Raw genomic sequence first — 17,434 nt, 5'->3', positions numbered from 1 at the left:
GGAACAGCGGCTTTTTCTTGCAACTGGTGGCGAATCAGGGACTCGAACCCCGGACCTGCGGATTATGATTCCGTCGCTCTAACCAACTGAGCTAATTCGCCGAAAGAAGCGAAATTATGCGGATGACGGCGGGGGCTGTCAACCCCCGCGCGTCACATTTGCTGACTCTCTATCCAGGAACGCCCTTAACCGGATGCGGCAGAGGGCGCCACAGCCACGCCGTCAATCTCTGGCGTAGATGTTCGAGTCCTTGGTCTCCTTCACGAACAGCATGCCGATCACGAACGTCGCCATCGCGATCACGATCGGATACCACAGCCCCGAATAAATATTGCCCTTCGCCGCGACGATCGCGAAGGCGGTCGCCGGCAGGAAGCCGCCGAACCAGCCATTGCCGATGTGATACGGCAGCGACATCGACGTATAGCGGATCCGCGTCGGGAACATTTCCACCAGCATGGCCGCGATCGGTCCGTACACCATCGTCACGTAGATCACGAGGATCGTCAGGATCACGACCGTCATCGGCCAGTTGATCTGCGACGGATCGGCCTTCGGCGGGTAACCGGCCGTCTTCAGCGCGGAACCGAGCGTCTTGTCGAACGTCTTGCCCTGTTCCTTCGCGTCGGCGGCCTTGCCGTCATAGGTGTTGATGATCGTGTCGCCGACCTTGATTTCCGCCAGCGTGCCCGCCGGAGCGGCGACGTTGTCGTAGTTCAAACCCGCCTTCGACAGCGCGCTCTTCGCGATATCGCACGAGCTCGTGAACTTCGCCGTGCCGACCGGGTTGAACTGGAACGAGCACTCATCCGGGTTCGCGACCACGACGATCGGCGACTTCTGCTGCGCGGCTTCGAGCGCCGGGTTCGCGTAGTGCGTCAGTGCATGGAACAGCGGGAAGTACGTGATCGCCGCGATCAGGCAGCCGGCCATGATGATCGGCTTGCGGCCGATCCGGTCTGACAGCGAGCCGAAGAACACGAAGAACGGCGTGCCGATCAGGAGTGCCAGCGCGATCAGGATGTTCGCGCTCGTGCCATCGACCTTCAGCGTCTGCGTCAGGAAGAAGAGCGTGTAGAACTGACCCGTGTACCACACGACAGCCTGACCGGCCGTCAGGCCGACCAGCGCGAGGATCACGATCTTCAGGTTCTTCCATTGACCGAATGCTTCGGTCAGCGGCGCCTTCGACGTTTTGCCTTCGGCCTTGATGCGCTCGAATGCCGGCGATTCATGCAGTTGCAGGCGAATCCACACCGAGATTCCGAGCAGCACGATCGAAGCGACGAACGGAATGCGCCAGCCCCAGTCGCCGAATGCGTCTTCGCCCATCGTCGTGCGCACGCCGAGAATCACGAGCAGCGAGAGGAACAGGCCGAGCGTGGCCGTCGTCTGGATCCACGCGGTGTAGAAGCCGCGACGGTTGGCCGGCGCGTGTTCCGCGACGTAAGTCGCCGCACCGCCGTACTCGCCGCCGAGCGCGAGGCCCTGCAGCAGGCGCATCGCGATGAACAGCACTGGCGAGATGAAGCCGATCGACGCGTAGCCCGGCAGGAAACCGACCACGCACGTCGACAGACCCATGATCACGATTGTGATGAGGAACGTGTACTTGCGGCCGACCATGTCGCCCAGCCGGCCGAACACGATCGCGCCGAACGGCCGCACGGCGAAGCCCGCCGCGAAGCCAAGCAGCGTGAAGATGAAGCCTGCGGTTGGGTTGACGCCGGAGAAGAAGCTCTTGCTGATGAATGCCGCCAGCGAGCCGGCCAGATAGAAGTCGTACCATTCGAAAACGGTGCCGAGCGACGAGGCGAAGATCACCCGCTTCTCCTCGTTCGTCATCGGCGCGTGCGAGATTTGCCCGCCAACGGTTGCCATATGTCGTCTCCAATATTGATATAAGCATGCGGGCCCGCCGGCAAGGCGATCCCGTGAGCCGATTATTGGAGCTAAAACTTACGGCGTACTGACGCTTATCCTGATATTGAGGGTGATATGTTACTCGCGTAAATGTGCGCTTCGTCTTCTAACGCGGTGTCAAATTGCGCCGAAAAGTTGGTAAGTACGTGCGCCTGCGTGCCATCGAGTTTGCTGGAAAGCCGTCAGTTAGGGTAAGTCCCGGCACGTTCCAGCATCCTCAAACTGACACGGACGAGCGTTCCGGCAAGCCGCGGCGACGCCTGATAGACGTTGTCCCCGATCGTCAGCGTGCCGCCGTGCATCGTCGCGATCTCGCGGACGATCGCAAGACCCAGTCCGCTGCCGTCGCCCTCGCGGCCGAGAATCCGGTAGAAACGCTCGATCACGCGATCGCGCTCGGCGGCGGGAATGCCGAGTCCCGTGTCTTCGACTTCGAGATGCACGAGTCGCGCGGCAGGTTCCGGCTTCACGCGCACCGTGATGCGTCCGCCTTCGGGCGTGTAGCGGATCGCGTTGTCGATCAGATTCGACAGCATTTCACGCAGCATCACCAGATTGCCGTCCACCTCGATGCGCCCGTCCGGCTCGTCGAGCCCTTCCGGGCCTTCGTAGCCCAGATCCATCTGCCGGGCGAGGGCGGCCTGAATCCAATCACGCACCGCGTTGCGCGCGACTTCCGTGATCTCGACCGGCGTGAAGATCTGCCCGGACATCCGGTTTTCGGCGCGCGCCAGCGCCAGCAGCTGCGTGACGAGCCTCGCCGCATGTTCGGAACTGGTCGCGATCTGCTCGAGCGAGCGATGCACTTCCGCCGACGCATCCTGCCGCAGCGCCAGTTCCGCCTGCGTGCGCAGACCGGCGAGCGGCGTCTTCATCTGATGCGCGGCGTCCGCGATAAAGCGCTTTTGCAGTTCCATGTTCTGTTCGAGGCGCGTCAGCAGATCGTTGAACGACGTCACGAGCGGCTCGATTTCCGGCGGCGCGCGCCGGGCTTCGAGCGGCGACAGATCGTCCGGGCGCCGCGCGCGGATGTTCGACTGCAGCGCGTGAAGCGGCGCGAGCCCGCGCGACAGCCCGAACCACACCAGCAGGATGGCCAGAGGCAGGATCACGAACTGCGGCAGGATCACGCCTTTGATGATGTCGTTGGCAAGCTGGCTGCGCTTGTCGAGCGTTTCGGCTACCTGCAGCAGCACCGGCTGTGCGCCCGGCATCTGCGGAAACTCGACCGTCGTGTACGCGACGCGGATGTCGTTGCCGCGCAGCACGTCATCGCGAAACTCGACAATGCCCGGCTGCGGCCGGTCTTCCTCATGCGGCAACGGCATGTCGTGGTCGCCGCCCACCAGTTCGCCACGCGTGCCGAGCACCTGATAGAACACGCTATCGATGTTGTCCGCGCGCAGGAAATCGCGTGTCGAATCAGGCAGCGACAGCTCGGCGACGCCGTTCACCGGATGAATCTGCCGCGCGAGCACGTAGGCGTCGGTTTCGAGCGCGCGGTCGAACGGACCGTTCGCGATCGATTTGGCGACGAGGTACGTCACCGCGAGACTCATCGGCCACAGCAGCAGAAGCGGCGCGAGCATCCAGTCGAGGATTTCGCCGAACAGCGAGCGCGGACGCGCCTCCGCGGCGGCTTCGCTTTCGTCGGGCGGCGCGAACGGGTTGGCGTAACGGGCGTCGCGGGCTTCGTCGTCGAGGCTCGCGATGGGCGGCGCGGCCTGCTCTACGCGAGGCGCGGCAGTGTGCTCGGCGCGAGCGGGCATGCGCGGTCCTACTTGAAGTGGTGGCTCGCAGGCATCGCGCCGGGAGCGGGCGCAGCGGGTGCGGTGGTTGAAGCAGTCGTGGCGGTAGTGGTCGCTCCGGCTGCCGGTGCTGGCGCGGCCTTTTCGAGGCAGTAACCGAGGCCACGCACGGTGATGATGCGCACGCCGCTCGGCTCGATCTTCTTGCGCAGCCGGTGCACGTAGACTTCGATCGCGTTATTGCTGACTTCCTCGCCCCATTCGCACAGGTGATCGACGAGCTGCTCCTTCGACACCAGCCGTCCGATCCGCTGCAGCAATACTTCCAGCAGACCCAGTTCCCGCGCCGACAGATCGATCACCTGGTCGTTGACGTACGCGATACGCCCGACCTGATCGAACGACAGCGAACCGTGCTTCACGACGGTCGGACCGCCGCCGGCGCCACGACGGGTGAGCGCCCGTACGCGCGCCTCGAGTTCGTTGAGCGCGAAGGGTTTGGCCATGTAGTCGTCCGCGCCGAGGTCGAGACCCTTCACGCGTTCGTCGACGCTGTCCGCAGCGGTCAGGATCAGCACCGGCAGGTTCGAATTACGTGCCCGCAAACGCCGCAGCACCTCGAGACCGGACATGCGCGGCAGGCCGAGATCGAGGATCAGGAGGTCGAAAGTCTGCATCGAAAGCGCGGTATCGGCTTCGACGCCGTTCTTCACGTGATCGACGGCATAGGCCGATTGGCGGAGTGATCGGACAAGGCCGTCCGCGAGTATGCTGTCGTCTTCGGCAATGAGAATTCGCATGAGGCGTTGAGGCTCTGGCATTGCCCGCGTCGTGGTGTCGCCCGGCGCGCGGCGGTCTCCGAAACAATCGTGGTGGCTTTGCACTGCCCGTGGCGCATGCGTTGAAATGAATGCGAAACGAGCTTGCCAAAACCACTGTTTTTTTATACAGTGTCTGCGTTTAGAGCGCCGTCCGCAAAAACGGACCGCAACCCTGCGTCAGACGCCGTTCATCATAGCAAAGGACGATTCATGGAAGAAAGCAAGAAAGGCCCGGCTGGACTGACTGCTGAAAAGAGCAAGGCGCTGGCTGCCGCGCTCGCGCAGATCGAAAAGCAGTTCGGCAAGGGGTCGGTCATGCGGCTCGGCGCGGGCGAGGCAGTCGAAGACATCCAGGTGGTCTCCACCGGATCGCTCGGCCTCGACATCGCATTGGGCGTCGGTGGTCTGCCGCGTGGTCGCGTCGTCGAAATCTACGGTCCGGAATCGTCGGGTAAAACCACGCTGACGCTGCAGGTCGTCGCTGAAATGCAGAAGCTCGGCGGCACGGCAGCGTTTATCGACGCAGAACACGCGCTCGATATTCAATACGCGGGCAAGCTGGGCGTGAACGTGTCCGATCTGCTGGTTTCGCAACCGGATACCGGCGAACAGGCGCTCGAAATTGCCGATGCGCTGGTGCGCTCGGGCTCGATCGACATGATCGTGATCGACTCGGTCGCGGCACTCGTGCCGAAGGCTGAAATCGAAGGCGAAATGGGCGACTCGCTGCCGGGTCTGCAGGCACGTCTGATGTCGCAGGCGCTGCGCAAGCTCACCGGCACGATCAAGCGTACGAACTGTCTCGTGATCTTCATCAACCAGATCCGGATGAAGATCGGCGTGATGTTCGGCAACCCGGAAACCACCACGGGCGGTAACGCACTCAAGTTCTACGCGTCGGTGCGTCTGGACATTCGCCGTATCGGTTCGATCAAGAAGAACGACGAAGTGATCGGCAACGAAACGCGCGTGAAGGTCGTCAAGAACAAGGTAGCGCCTCCGTTCCGCGAAGCGATCTTCGACATTCTGTACGGCGAAGGTATTTCGCGTCAGGGTGAAGTCATCGACCTTGGCGTGCAGGCGAAGATCGTCGACAAGGCAGGCGCGTGGTACAGCTACAACGGCGAGCGCATTGGTCAGGGCAAGGACAACGCGCGCGAATTCCTGCGTGAGAATCCGGACATCGCGCGCGAAATCGAAAACCGCATCCGCGAATCGCTTGGCGTGAACGCGATGGCAGACGTAGCCGTGGTCAGCGCCGAAATCGCGGGCGAAGAAGAGTAATCGTCGAGTGATACGTAAGGGCCGGCCTGCATCACCGCCTGAGCCACAACCTGAATCACGGTCTGTGGGACGTGCAGGACATGATGCGGACGGCCCGCATGAAGGTGACTCGTTTGATCCGTTCGAGTCGTTTGATGCGCATGATCGGGCTGCGGGGCGTCGTTCGTCGACTGCGTCTGCATCGGCGTCGGCGTCTGCATCGGCGTCCACATCGGCGTCTTCTCGCGGCGCCGGCGTCACAAGTGCTGCAAATACTGCAAGTGCCACAGGCGATCAAGAACCCGAAGCACCCGCAGAGCCCACCTACACCCGCTCGCGTCGCGCGCCCGGCGATCCGCCGCCCGCAGGTAAAGACCGCGACGCCAACTCAAAACGTCCCGCACGCTCGCTGAAAGGCCGTGCACTTGGCTATCTGTCGCGTCGCGAATACAGCCGTGCCGAACTCGCGCGCAAGCTGACACCTTTCGCCGAAGAATCCGACAGCCTCGAGCAGCTGCTCGATGTGCTGGAAACCGAAGGCTGGCTCTCCGACTCGCGTTTCGCCGAAAGCCTGATTCACCGGCGCGCATCGCGCATGGGCGCAAGCCGCATCGTGAATGAACTGAAGCAGCACGCCGTCGGCCAGACGCTGATCGAAGAAGCCAGTGCCCAGTTACGCGAAACCGAACTTGTCCGCGCCCAGGCCGTGTGGCGCAAGAAATTCGGGCAGGTTCCAGAAACGCCAGCTGAACGCGCAAGGCAGGCGCGTTTTCTGGCCGCGCGCGGCTTTTCGGGTGCGACGATCGGCAAGATCCTGAAGGGCATCGCCGAAGACTGGGCCGAAGGCGGCGAATAGCCGTAAATCGCCCGCCAGGCCTTGCCGGGCGGGGCTGCCGTATCCGAATAGTTTCAAATACCCAGTATGCTAAAATCCACTGGTTTCCCAATCCGGCCTTACCTCTCGCATGCCGCTTTCCCCGCCAGCCTCCCGTCAGTTGCGCCATCGTCGCGCAATACGAGCGGAAGCCTATGAGCGCGAGGATGGGCTGTGGGACATTGAGGCATGCCTCACCGACGAAAAGCCGCGCGATGTGGTGCTTGCGTCGGGCGTCCGGCCCAACGGTCTGCCGATCCATGAACTTTGGCTCCGCATTACGATCGATCGCAAGCTCAACGTCGTCGACGCCGAAGCGTCGTCCGACTGGGTGCCCTATCCGGGCATCTGTCAAACCGCCAGTCCCGCCTATCGGGCCCTTATCGGGCTCAACCTGTTCAACAACTTCCGTCGCGATGCCAACCGTTTGCTGGGTGGCACCGCTGGCTGCACGCACCTCACCGAATTGTGTGCGGTCCTGCCCACGGCCGCCATTCAGGCGTTCGCAGGCGATGTCTGGAATATCGACAAGGGCGCGCCAGGTGAGAAAGCAGACTCCGGAAACGCGGACGCCGGCGATGAGCATGCTGCGGCCGACGAAAAGTCTGACGAACAGTCAGACAAACGGGCCGACGAGCCGGCAGGGGAATCAACCGACAAACCGCCTTTCCAGCTCGGTCGCTGCCACACGCTGCGATTCGACGGTGAAGCGGTGCAACAGTTTTATCCGCGCTGGTACGGCCGTGCGCCCCGGGCAGCGGAGCGCGCGGAAGGTACAGCCGACCGGACAACCCGCGTGAGCGGCGCGTCCCGCACCAGCGATAAAAGCGGAAACGAAGTTCAATCCAACTCTCAGACTGAAGGGAATCACGCATGAAGATTCACGAGTACCAGGGTAAGGAAATCCTGCGGAAATTCGGCGTCGCGGTACCGCGCGGCAAGCCGGTCTTCTCGGTGGATGACGCGGTCAAGGCCGCAGAAGAGCTCGGCGGCCCGGTTTGGGTCGTGAAGGCTCAGATCCATGCGGGTGGCCGTGGCAAGGGCGGCGGCGTGAAGGTCGCGAAGTCGCTGGAACAGGTTCGTGAGTACTCGAACCAGATCCTCGGCATGCAGCTCGTCACGCACCAGACCGGTCCGGAAGGCCAGAAGGTGAATCGTCTGCTGATCGAAGAAGGCGCTGACATCAAGAAGGAACTGTATGTCGGCCTCGTGATCGATCGCGTTTCGCAGAAGATCGTTGTGATGGCATCGAGCGAAGGCGGCATGGACGTCGAAGAAGTCGCGGAAAAGACGCCTGAGCTGATCCACAAGGTTGCAGTCGATCCGTCGACGGGCCTGAAGGACGCTGAAGCAGACGACCTCGCGACGAAGATCGGCGTGCCCGCCGCTTCGCTGCCGCAAGCGCGCGCGATCCTGCAAGGTCTGTATAAGGCATTCTGGGAAACGGACGCATCGCTCGCCGAAATCAACCCGCTGATCCTGACCGGCGACGGCAAGGTCATCGCGCTCGACGCCAAGTTCAACTTCGATTCGAACGCACTGTTCCGTCATCCGGAAATCGTCGCGTATCGCGATCTGGACGAAGAAGATCCGGCTGAAGTCGAAGCGTCGAAGTTCGACCTCGCGTACATCTCGCTCGACGGCAACATCGGCTGTCTCGTGAACGGCGCTGGCCTCGCAATGGCAACGATGGACACCATCAAGCTGTTCGGCGGCGAACCGGCGAACTTCCTGGACGTGGGCGGTGGCGCCACGACCGAGAAGGTCACGGAAGCGTTCAAGATCATGCTGAAGAACCCGAACCTGACGGCGATTCTCGTGAACATCTTCGGCGGCATCATGCGCTGCGACGTGATCGCAGAAGGCGTGATCGCGGCCTCGAAGGCTGTCTCGCTGAAGGTGCCGCTCGTGGTCCGCATGAAGGGCACGAACGAAGACCTCGGCAAGAAGATGCTCGCCGAGTCCGGCCTGCCGATCATCGCGGCGGACAGCATGGAAGAAGCTGCGCAGAAGGTCGTCGCGGCCGCTCAAGGCAAGGCGTAAGCCAGCCCGGCGCTCACCACGGATTACGAATGGCGGCGCTCACGCGACGCGGGCGAAGAATATCTCGCCCACGCGCTTGCGGCGCCAGACGAACAGAGGTCAATACATGTCGATTCTGATCAACAAAGACACCAAGGTCATCACGCAGGGCATTACCGGCAAGACTGGCCAGTTCCACACGCGCGCCTGCCGTGAATACGCAAACGGCCGCGAAGCGTACGTCGCGGGTGTGAACCCGAAGAAAGCCGGCGAAGACTTCGAAGGCATTCCGATCTACGCAAGCGTCGCTGAAGCCAAGGCTGAAACGGGCGCGACCGTGTCGGTCATCTACGTTCCGCCGGCAGGCGCTGCTGCCGCGATCTGGGAAGCCGTCGAGGCCGACCTCGATCTCGCGATCTGTATCACGGAAGGCATCCCCGTCCGCGACATGATCGAGATCAAGGACCGTATGCGTCGCGAAAATCGCAAGACGCTGCTCCTCGGACCGAACTGCCCGGGCACGATCACGCCGGACGAACTGAAGATCGGCATCATGCCGGGTCACATCCACCGCAAGGGCCGCATCGGCGTCGTGTCGCGTTCGGGCACGCTGACGTATGAAGCAGTCGGCCAGTTGACCGCGATCGGCCTCGGTCAATCGTCGGCAGTCGGTATCGGCGGCGACCCGATCAACGGTCTGAAGCACATCGACGTGATGAAGATGTTCAACGACGATCCGGAAACGGACGCCGTCATCATGATCGGCGAGATCGGTGGTCCGGACGAAGCGAACGCTGCGCACTGGATCAAGGACAACATGAAGAAGCCGGTGGTTGGCTTTATCGCTGGCGTCACGGCGCCTCCGGGCAAGCGCATGGGCCACGCCGGCGCGCTGATCTCGGGTGGTGCGGATACGGCCGAAGCGAAGCTGGAAATCATGGACGCATGCGGTATCAAGGTCACGAAGAACCCGTCGGAAATGGCGCGTCTTCTGAAGGCGATGCTGTAATCGAAATATCGACGACGGCCCCGGCCGTCCCGAAATTTTGATACTCTTACGAATCCCTTTCGTGAGAGCGAAGTTTTAAAGCGAGGGAGCATCTGCTTCCTCGCTTTTTTTATTTGTCTTCGCGCTTTGTTTTCCGTTTGGCTTTCCGTTTCGCTTCCTTCTATTCTCCTTGCCATGCTCGAGTTCTTCGCCACGCTCCACTGGGGCGCCGTCATCCAGATCATCGTGATCGACATCCTGCTGGGTGGCGACAACGCGGTCGTGATCGCGCTTGCCTGTCGCAATCTGCCTCCTGCACAGCGTACGCGAGGTGTGCTGTGGGGCACGGCGGGCGCGATCATATTGCGCGTGGCGCTGATCGCATTCGCGGTGGTGCTGCTCGACGTGCCGCTGCTGAAGTTCGCGGGCGGATTGCTGCTGCTGTGGATCGGCGTGCGCCTGCTGGCGCCCGCGCACGACGCGCACGCCAACGTCAAGCCGGCCGACAAGCTGGTCGCAGCGATCAAGACCATCATCGTCGCCGACGCCGTGATGAGCCTCGACAACGTGATCGCGATTGCCGGTGCGGCCGAAGCGGCCGACCCGGAGCATCGCATTGCGCTGGTGATCTTCGGCCTCATCGTCAGCATTCCGCTGATCGTGTGGGGCAGCCAGCTGGTGCTGAAACTGCTCGACCGGTTCCCGATCGTCATCACGCTGGGCGCCGCGCTGCTTGGATGGATCGCAGGTGGGCTCATCATCAACGATCCGGCCGGCGATCGCTGGCCCGTGCTTGACATGCCAGCCGCCGAGTACGGCATGAGCATCGCGGGCGCGCTGTTCGTCGTGATCGTTGGCTATGCGGTGAAGCGCCGCAACGAACGCCGCGAAGCCGCGCAGGCGCCGCCTGGTGCGCATTGATGCTGTAACGTTGGCCATCCGGCCGACTGTATAGCGCGATCACCTCTGGCTACGATCGAAGCGCCTGCCTCAATACTGAAGCAGGCGTTTTTCGTTTCAGGAGCCTGTTGATGATCGTGTCTTTACCTTGTTCTGTATTGCCCTCTTTATCTTTGTCTTCATCGCGCCAGCCGGAGGCGCGTGCGTCGATGCGTTTCAGGCGCTGGCCTGTCCAGCTCGCTCGCGCATGCGGACAATACGCACGGTGGGGCCATTTCGGCTTCACGCTGATCGAACTGATGATCGTGCTGGCGATCGTCGGCGTGATAGCCGCGTATGCGATTCCCGCGTATCAGGACTATCTGGCGCGCAGCCGGGTGGGCGAGGGATTATCGCTGGCTGCATCGGCGCGTCTCGCGGTCGCCGAGAACGCCGCCAGTGGCAGCGCGTTTGGCGGTGGTTATGCGTCGCCGCCGGCCACGCGCAACGTTGAGTCGATCCACGTCGACGACGACAATGGCCAGATCACCGTGGCCTTCACGACGCGCGTCGCGGCAGCGGGATCGAACACGATCGTGCTCGTGCCTTCGGTGCCGGACAACGCTGACGCGCCCACTGCGCGGGTCGGGCTGGCCAAAGGGACGTTGCAGCCGGGCACGCTGACATGGGAGTGTTTCGCCAGCGGCAAGAGCGCGTCATCGTTGCCCGCACCGGGCGCTGGGCCGGGGCCGGCTGAAGCGGCGACGTTGCCGTCGAATCTCGCTCCACCTGAATGCCGTGCGTGACGATTGACCGGTAGCGGGCAGAAGGCGTAAGGGGCAATGTAATGGACGATGTGAGGGAGCATGTGAAGCGCAAGGGGGACGTGCGCCAGCATTCGTAATCTGGCGATATTTAGGCCAGCCGGCGCACAGGTCATTGATTTTTTTGTATAGTGCGCCGGTTGGTGCGACACGCACGCTCGTGTCCGTTCGCTCACGTTACGAGCATCGACTGCAGTAGATGTGCTTTAGGCCCCTAGGGGCAATTTCTAGTAGCTGAGTGTGTGGTCCTTCGGGACTACGCCCCATATTTGTGAAGCGTGACCCGGGCTTTTCCAGCCGGAGGATCGCATTGTATTGACCTGATTACCGTCAGGTCCCGCCCAGTCAGCGGCTTCATCCCCGCCGACAAGGCGGGATGTCGTGTGCAATTCCTGTGCTTTCAACGGCAACGGATTCGCAAACCGATACGAGCGAAAGCTCGGTGTGTCATTGTTTTGCCTCGCCTGATGTCCGGGTGAGGAAGTGAACCTGCTGTACGACCAGCAGTAGCCTAGGAAGACATGCGTCACTGGTAACGGTGGGGTGTGAAGCTCTTCTGACAATGTAGCCCCCGGACGTTTCGGGCAGATCGGTTCCGTGAGGAACGGTCTGGAGACTCCCAGCAGCAAGGGGGTCGAGGAGCTAGGCTGGCTGATAAGGTTAACGTAAGTGAACTGCTGATAAACCTCGTAAGCACTGAGGAGCCAAAGCTGCTTGAACATTGGGCTCTAACCAAAAGGTACGTGGCTGGTTACTCCGCTCAACCGTCGGATTACGTCGTCACTTAGCCACCGGGGAAGAGGCAGAACCTACGTCAGTCGTGTGACATGCCGGGAACGTGGTAAGCCTGTATGGTTGCCAGCGCAGTAAGGCTGGCAGGCGAACCGCAAGGGACGCTGTTGATTGTGCAGGTATGGGAGGACGGAAAACGCGAAAGCCGGGCTGTAATGGTTCGGATAGGGGTTGGAACATCACCCCACGCGAAAGCGGGCAGACTTCCGTCTGGTCTACCGTCGCAAGACGGCTGACTACCCTCTGTAACTTGGTCAGATGCAGGCGCATGCGCCTGCATTGAGTTTTGTTGTTCCCCAGCGGGGTGTATCTACCCCGCTGGGGGAGATGCGCCTTCTGTCTGGGGACTTTTCCAGGTAGGAGAGCAGCATGAAAGTATCTGGTCGAAAGACCGGATCTGCGCTTTCCCACGCGCCGGACAACTGGCACGCCGTAGATTGGCGTCGAGTTGAGAGGAACGTGCGAGGGATGCAGATTCGAATTGCGAAGGCGACGCGGGAAGGCGACTGGCGGAGGGTGAAAGCCCTGCAACGGATGCTGACCCGCACGTTGTCCGCAAAGCTGTATGCGGTGCGACGTGTTACGCAGAACCAGGGTGCGCGAACGGCTGGAGTCGATCGCGAGCTATGGGATTCGCCTGAAAGCCGGTGGCTTGCTGTCGGCAGGTTGAAGCGGCACGGATATAAGCCTCTGCCTTTACGGAGAGTCTTTATCCCCAAGGCCAATGGGAAGGCGCGCCCTCTGGGCATTCCGACCATGCGGGACAGGGCGATGCAAGCCTTGTATCTGCTGGCCTTGGAGCCGGTAGCAGAGTCGACGAGTGACCCGAACTCTTATGGGTTCAGGCTCAACCGTTCGACGGCTGACGCCATGTCTCAGATTTTCGTTGTCATGGCCCGTCGCAGTTCAGCGCAATGGGTGCTTGAAGCGGACATCAAGGGATGCTTTGACCACATCAACCACAAGTGGCTGGAAAACAATGTCCCGATGGACAGGGTGATCCTTCGCAAATGGTTGAAGGCTGGCCTGATTTACAAAGGGCAGCTAAAGGCGACGGAGGCCGGTACGCCGCAGGGAGGCATCATTTCCCCGACGCTGGCAAACGTGACGCTGAACGCGCTGGAACGTGAACTGATTGCGCACCTCGGTGCGAAATTTGGGATCGGGAAAGCGAAGAAGCTGAAAGTAAATGTGGTGCGATACGCGGACGACTTCGTCATCACCGGCGACTCGAAAGAGATGCTGGAACACGAAGTCAGGCCTTGGATAGAAACTTTCCTTGAAGTACGGGGATTGCAACTATCGGAGGAAAAGACCCGGATCGTTCACATTGACGAAGGCTTTGATTTCCTTGGGTGGAATTTCCGGAAGTATTCGGGAACGCTGCTCATCAAGCCGAGCAGGAAGAACGTGCAGACGTTCTATCGCAAGGTGGCGGATACGATCAGCGGTCACAAAGCGGTAAAGCAGGAGGAGTTGATCCGATTGCTGAATCCGATGCTACGAGGCTGGGCGCAATATCACAGCCCTGTAGTAGCCAAGCAGGCGTATAGCCGCATGGAGTCGTTGGTGTTTTACAGGCTCTGGCGGTGGTCGAAGCGGAGGCATCCAAACAAGAACGCGGAGTGGGTGAAACGGAAGTACTTTCACTCGCTCGGCAATCGGCATTGGGTGTTCGCCGCTCCCGTAGTTCAAGAGGACGGCAGCAAGGGTTTGCTTGAGCTGTACCAGATCAGCGGTACGGACATCAGGCGCCACAGGAAGGTCAAAGGGGAATTCAATCCTTTTGATCCATTGTGGGAGCAGTACAGCGAGCAATTGCGGCAGGATCGCATGGAGTATTCAATGCGCTATCGCAAGCAATGGGTGGCGCTGTACAAATCACAGGGCGGGTTGTGCGCGCACTGTGGTTGGGCTCTGACGAATGAGACCAGTTGGCACGACCATCATCTGGAATATCGGATGCATGGCGGGACCGACGCTCTGTCCAACAGGGTTTTGCTGCACCCCGACTGCCACCGGCAGGTACACGTTGGTAAACTTGTGGTAACTAAGCCGGCTCCGTCTTTGCACTGACGGGGCTTTGCAAAAGAAATATGTAGGCTTGAGCCGTATGCGGGGAGACTCGCACGTACGGTTCTTAGGGGGCCCCTCTTCCGCAAGGAAGGGGGGCTACCCTACCTGACGCCCCCGGTTACTCATGCCCACCCCATTCGCGCGCTATCTTTCTCTCGTTTTGCTGGCTCTGGCGTTGATTCTGCCCTACGCGGTAGTCAATCACACGTACCCGATACCGACGTTCTACGCCGAGTTCACCGCGCTTTCGCTATATCTGCTGACGGGTGCCGCCGTCGCGCTGCTGGTCACGAGCGCGCGGCCGCGGGTTTCGTTTGCTTCGCCGGTTGTCGCGCTTGTGCCGCTCGCATTTGGGCTCGTGCTGGTCGCGCAGTCGTTCGTGCTGCCGGTCGCGCAACCGTCGATGAACTGGCTCGGCGCAGGTTTCCTGCTGGCCGCGTTCATGGCGACACACGCGGGCTACGGCTTCGCGCGCGCGAACATGAGCGAGACGGCGTTGCGCTGGATGGCGGCTGCGTTGATCGTCGGCGGGCTGTTCGCGGTGTTCTGTCAGGTCGTGCAGCTGTTTCACCTGGAGGCCAAGGTCACACCGCTTGTGGTGGCCTACAACATTACGATTGATCGTCGGCCGTTCGGCAACATGGCGCAGGCCAATCACCTCGCGTCGTACATCGCGTTCGCGATGGCCGGTGCACTGTACCTCGTCCAGACACGGCGTCTGAATGTCGCGCTATGGGCGATCGTCTCGACGATTTTCAGTGTGGGCCTCGCGTTGACTGTGTCGCGCGGGCCGTGGCTGCAGATGGGCGTGATCGTCCTGGCCGGGTTCTGGATGGCGTTTGCCGAACGACGGAACGAGCCTGCGAACCGGCAGACAGGAAAGCGCAGCGACCGGTCGTGGCTGGTCCCGATTGCGCTGGCTACGTTATTTGTCGTCGCCAACGCGGCGATCCGCTGGGCGAACGTGCATTACCATCTCGACCTCGCCCGGTCGGCGGCCGAGCGCATGAAAGACGCCGGCCAGATCGCGCCGCGTCTTGCGTTGTGGAAATACGGCTGGACGATGTTCAAGATGCATCCGCTGATGGGCGTCGGTTGGGGTGAGTTTCCGCGCTTTCAGTTCGATCTCGCGAAGACGCTCGGCGGCGTGGAAATCGCGAACAACTCGCACAATATTTTTATCGATCTGCTCGCGAAAACGGGCCTGCTCGGCGTCGCGATTGTCCTTATCGGGCTGGTGAGCTGGCTGGTCCGCGTCGTTCGCGCACCGCACACGGCAGCGCGCATTTTCGGGCTGGCGATGATTGGCGTGCTGGTGATGCACGCGCTCGTCGAGTATCCGCAGCAGTACATGTTCTTCCTGCTGCCGGCGATGTTTGTTTTCGGGGTGCTCGAAACGAAGCCGTTGCGTCTTTTACCGCAAGGCGTCTCGTTCGGCATTTATGCACTTGTTGTTTTCGGCGGACTCGCTTCGCTGTATCCGGTTTATCGCGACTATGCGCGTGCCGAAGTGCTGTACTACGGAACGCGTCCGGCTGAGCAGTATCGGGCGGATCCTACGTTCCTGTTCCAGGCATGGGGCGAATACGGCATGGCGACGCTGCTGCCGATGAACGCTCAGGATCTGCCGCACAAGCTGGCCATGCACAAGCAGGCGCTCGCACTGTTGCCAGGCGAGACGGTGCTGCGTCGCTATGCTGTGTTGCAGGCGTTGAATGGCGACACCGAGGCTGCGTTCGACACGGTCGACCGTCTGAAGATTTTTGCGCAGTTGCTGAAGGACTGGCCGTCGCAACTCAGCTATCTGTATGACCTTTGCGACGAGCAGAAAACGCTCACCGGTTTCAAGGCCGAACTTGTGAAGAAGTACGGCACGCCGCCGAAAGACATCAATCAGGACGACGACGAATCCGGCGACGAGTGATGTCGTTAATACATTGACCGGGCGCTCACGTGCAATGTGTGCGCGCCCCTGAATCGCCTTTCAACTTCCCGCTGCAAACCTATACTTTCGCGTACCGAGCGAGCGCCGCGAAAGCGAATCGTACTGAAATCGTTCAATTTCCCTGCGGCATGCCCGTTTCATTTCTAACTCAAACGGGAGACAGGTCATGCAGATCGATCAGGACAAGCTGCAGAATTTCATGGGTCGGATGGTGGGCGAATTTGGCGCAGTCGCGTCGGCACCGCTGATCCTGCTGGGAGACCGGCTCGGACTGTACAAGGCGATGGCGGGGCAGGGGCTGATGACCGCAGCGCAGGTCGCCGAGGCCGCGCAGGTCACCGAGCGCTACGTGCGCGAATGGTTGCTTGCACAGGCGGCGGCCGGCTTCCTTCGCTACGATGCCGGCGCCGACGCCTTCGAACTCGAAGACGAGCAGGCGATGTGTTTCGCCGATGAGACGAGTCCGGTTTTCATACCGGGCTTCTTTCAGGTAGCCGAATCGATGTTCCGCGACATCCACAAACTCGAAGGCACGTTCCGCACGGGGCTCGGCCTCGGGTGGCATCAGCATGATCATTCGCTCTTTCGCGGCACCGAACGGTTCTTCCGTCCCGGCTACGCGGCGAATCTTGTCAGCGCGTGGATTCCGGCGCTCGACGGCGTCGAGGCGAAGCTGAAATCCGGCGGCGCGAAAGTCGCGGATGTCGGGTGCGGGCACGGCGCGTCGACGGTGCTGATGGCGCAGGCTTATCCGAATGCGACCTTCGTCGGCTTCGACTATCACGAGCCGTCGATTCAACGCGCGCGGCAAATGGCAGGCGAAGGCGGCGTGCGCGACCGTGTGACATTCGAAGTGGCGCCCGCGAAGGAATTCCCGGGCAACGACTACGACCTCGTAGCGTTCTTCGACTGCCTGCACGACATGGGCGATCCGATCGGCGCGGCGGCGCATGTGCGGCAGTCGCTGAAACCGGGCGGCACATGGATGATCGTCGAGCCTTTCGCCAACGATCTCCCCGCTGACAACATGAATCCCGTCGGACGCATTTTCTACTCAGCGTCGACGATGATCTGCACGCCGGCGTCGTTTTCGCAGGAAGGCCAGATGGGGCTCGGCGCGCAGGCCGGCGAAGCGCGGCTGCGCGATGTGGTGACGAAGGGCGGCTTCACACAGTTTCGTCGTGCAACGGAGACGCCGTTTAATCTCGTACTCGAAGCGCGGGCGTGAAACCGCGTGTGTCATAGCGCATCACAACGCAGTGAACGGTGGCGGCGCGTC

13 protein-coding genes and 1 tRNA gene are annotated in these 17,434 nt (G+C 61.4%); 10 read left to right on the top strand and 4 right to left on the bottom strand.

Annotation, left to right across the window (positions count from 1 at the left end; all coding sequences use genetic code 11):
- Positions 1 to 24: 24 nt before the first annotated feature.
- The 4 genes from P3T21_RS04435 to P3T21_RS04420 form a co-directional block, all read right to left on the bottom strand.
- Positions 25 to 101 (bottom strand) — tRNA-Met (locus P3T21_RS04435).
- Positions 102 to 222: 121 nt separating this feature from the next.
- Positions 223 to 1,881, bottom strand: a complete 1,659-nt coding sequence (locus P3T21_RS04430; protein WP_429254716.1) for an MFS transporter — start codon at positions 1,879 to 1,881, stop codon at positions 223 to 225.
- 224 nt (positions 1,882 to 2,105) lie between these two features.
- Positions 2,106 to 3,692, bottom strand: a complete 1,587-nt coding sequence (locus P3T21_RS04425) for a sensor histidine kinase N-terminal domain-containing protein (protein WP_429254715.1) — start codon at positions 3,690 to 3,692, stop codon at positions 2,106 to 2,108.
- An 8-nt stretch (positions 3,693 to 3,700) separates the two neighbouring features.
- The gene (locus P3T21_RS04420; protein WP_429254714.1) at positions 3,701 to 4,471 is read right to left on the bottom strand and encodes a response regulator; all 771 of its coding nucleotides are present in this window, start codon (positions 4,469 to 4,471) and stop codon (positions 3,701 to 3,703) included.
- 231 nt (positions 4,472 to 4,702) lie between these two features.
- Between P3T21_RS04420 and recA the strand changes: the two genes are divergently transcribed.
- The 10 genes from recA (at position 4,703) to P3T21_RS04370 (ending at position 17,383) form a co-directional block, all read left to right on the top strand.
- Positions 4,703 to 5,776 (top strand): recombinase RecA, encoded by a 1,074-nt coding sequence (gene recA, locus P3T21_RS04415; protein WP_429254713.1) that lies wholly within the window; start codon positions 4,703 to 4,705, stop codon positions 5,774 to 5,776.
- Between the two features lie 7 nt (positions 5,777 to 5,783).
- A complete protein-coding gene (recX, locus tag P3T21_RS04410; RefSeq protein WP_429254712.1) occupies positions 5,784 to 6,611 on the top strand; it encodes a recombination regulator RecX in 828 nt (275 codons plus the stop codon).
- 109 nt (positions 6,612 to 6,720) lie between these two features.
- Entirely contained in the window at positions 6,721 to 7,506 is a 786-nt protein-coding gene (locus P3T21_RS04405; RefSeq protein WP_429254711.1) for a DUF2889 domain-containing protein, read from the top strand.
- Complete coding sequence (gene sucC / locus P3T21_RS04400; protein WP_429254710.1) at positions 7,503 to 8,672, top strand: ADP-forming succinate--CoA ligase subunit beta; 1,170 nt, start codon at positions 7,503 to 7,505, stop codon at positions 8,670 to 8,672. Before P3T21_RS04405 ends, sucC begins: the two co-directional genes overlap by 4 nt.
- 106 nt (positions 8,673 to 8,778) lie before the next feature.
- Entirely contained in the window at positions 8,779 to 9,660 is an 882-nt protein-coding gene (gene sucD / locus P3T21_RS04395) for a succinate--CoA ligase subunit alpha (RefSeq protein ID WP_429254709.1), read from the top strand.
- A gap of 174 nt (positions 9,661 to 9,834) precedes the next feature.
- Complete coding sequence (locus tag P3T21_RS04390) at positions 9,835 to 10,560, top strand: TerC family protein (RefSeq protein ID WP_429254708.1); 726 nt, start codon at positions 9,835 to 9,837, stop codon at positions 10,558 to 10,560.
- Positions 10,561 to 10,748: 188 nt separating this feature from the next.
- Complete coding sequence (locus P3T21_RS04385; RefSeq protein WP_429254707.1) at positions 10,749 to 11,324, top strand: pilin; 576 nt, start codon at positions 10,749 to 10,751, stop codon at positions 11,322 to 11,324.
- Between the two features lie 1,179 nt (positions 11,325 to 12,503).
- Positions 12,504 to 14,210, top strand: a complete 1,707-nt coding sequence (gene ltrA / locus P3T21_RS04380) for a group II intron reverse transcriptase/maturase (protein ID WP_429254706.1) — start codon at positions 12,504 to 12,506, stop codon at positions 14,208 to 14,210.
- 124 nt (positions 14,211 to 14,334) lie between these two features.
- Positions 14,335 to 16,134 carry a PglL family O-oligosaccharyltransferase gene (locus P3T21_RS04375; RefSeq protein ID WP_429254705.1) on the top strand — a complete coding sequence of 600 codons (1,800 nt, stop codon included), beginning with the start codon at positions 14,335 to 14,337 and terminating at the stop codon, positions 16,132 to 16,134.
- Positions 16,135 to 16,321: 187 nt separating this feature from the next.
- Positions 16,322 to 17,383, top strand: a complete 1,062-nt coding sequence (locus P3T21_RS04370; protein ID WP_429254704.1) for a class I SAM-dependent methyltransferase — start codon at positions 16,322 to 16,324, stop codon at positions 17,381 to 17,383.
- Positions 17,384 to 17,434: the final 51 nt, after the last annotated feature.

This window comes from Paraburkholderia sp. GAS334 (assembly GCF_050436625.1).
In the GTDB taxonomy this organism is placed as follows: Bacteria; Pseudomonadota; Gammaproteobacteria; order Burkholderiales; family Burkholderiaceae; genus Paraburkholderia.
Note: the sequence above shows the minus strand (reverse complement) of the source record. Positions and strands in the feature narration are given on the sequence as shown.

Excerpts from the sequence above, each read along its gene's own strand:
- P3T21_RS04430 (WP_429254716.1), bottom strand. The coding sequence starts at position 1,881 with ATGGCAACCGTTGGCGGGCAAATCTCGCACGCGCCGATGACGAACGAG.
- P3T21_RS04425 (WP_429254715.1), bottom strand. The coding sequence starts at position 3,692 with ATGCCCGCTCGCGCCGAGCACACTGCCGCGCCTCGCGTAGAGCAGGCC.
- P3T21_RS04420 (WP_429254714.1), bottom strand. The coding sequence starts at position 4,471 with ATGCGAATTCTCATTGCCGAAGACGACAGCATACTCGCGGACGGCCTT.
- recA (WP_429254713.1), top strand. The coding sequence starts at position 4,703 with ATGGAAGAAAGCAAGAAAGGCCCGGCTGGACTGACTGCTGAAAAGAGC.
- P3T21_RS04405 (WP_429254711.1), top strand. The coding sequence starts at position 6,721 with ATGCCGCTTTCCCCGCCAGCCTCCCGTCAGTTGCGCCATCGTCGCGCA.
- sucC (WP_429254710.1), top strand. The coding sequence starts at position 7,503 with ATGAAGATTCACGAGTACCAGGGTAAGGAAATCCTGCGGAAATTCGGC.
- sucD (WP_429254709.1), top strand. The coding sequence starts at position 8,779 with ATGTCGATTCTGATCAACAAAGACACCAAGGTCATCACGCAGGGCATT.
- P3T21_RS04390 (WP_429254708.1), top strand. The coding sequence starts at position 9,835 with ATGCTCGAGTTCTTCGCCACGCTCCACTGGGGCGCCGTCATCCAGATC.
- P3T21_RS04385 (WP_429254707.1), top strand. The coding sequence starts at position 10,749 with ATGCGTTTCAGGCGCTGGCCTGTCCAGCTCGCTCGCGCATGCGGACAA.
- ltrA (WP_429254706.1), top strand. The coding sequence starts at position 12,504 with ATGAAAGTATCTGGTCGAAAGACCGGATCTGCGCTTTCCCACGCGCCG.
- P3T21_RS04375 (WP_429254705.1), top strand. The coding sequence starts at position 14,335 with ATGCCCACCCCATTCGCGCGCTATCTTTCTCTCGTTTTGCTGGCTCTG.
- P3T21_RS04370 (WP_429254704.1), top strand. The coding sequence starts at position 16,322 with ATGCAGATCGATCAGGACAAGCTGCAGAATTTCATGGGTCGGATGGTG.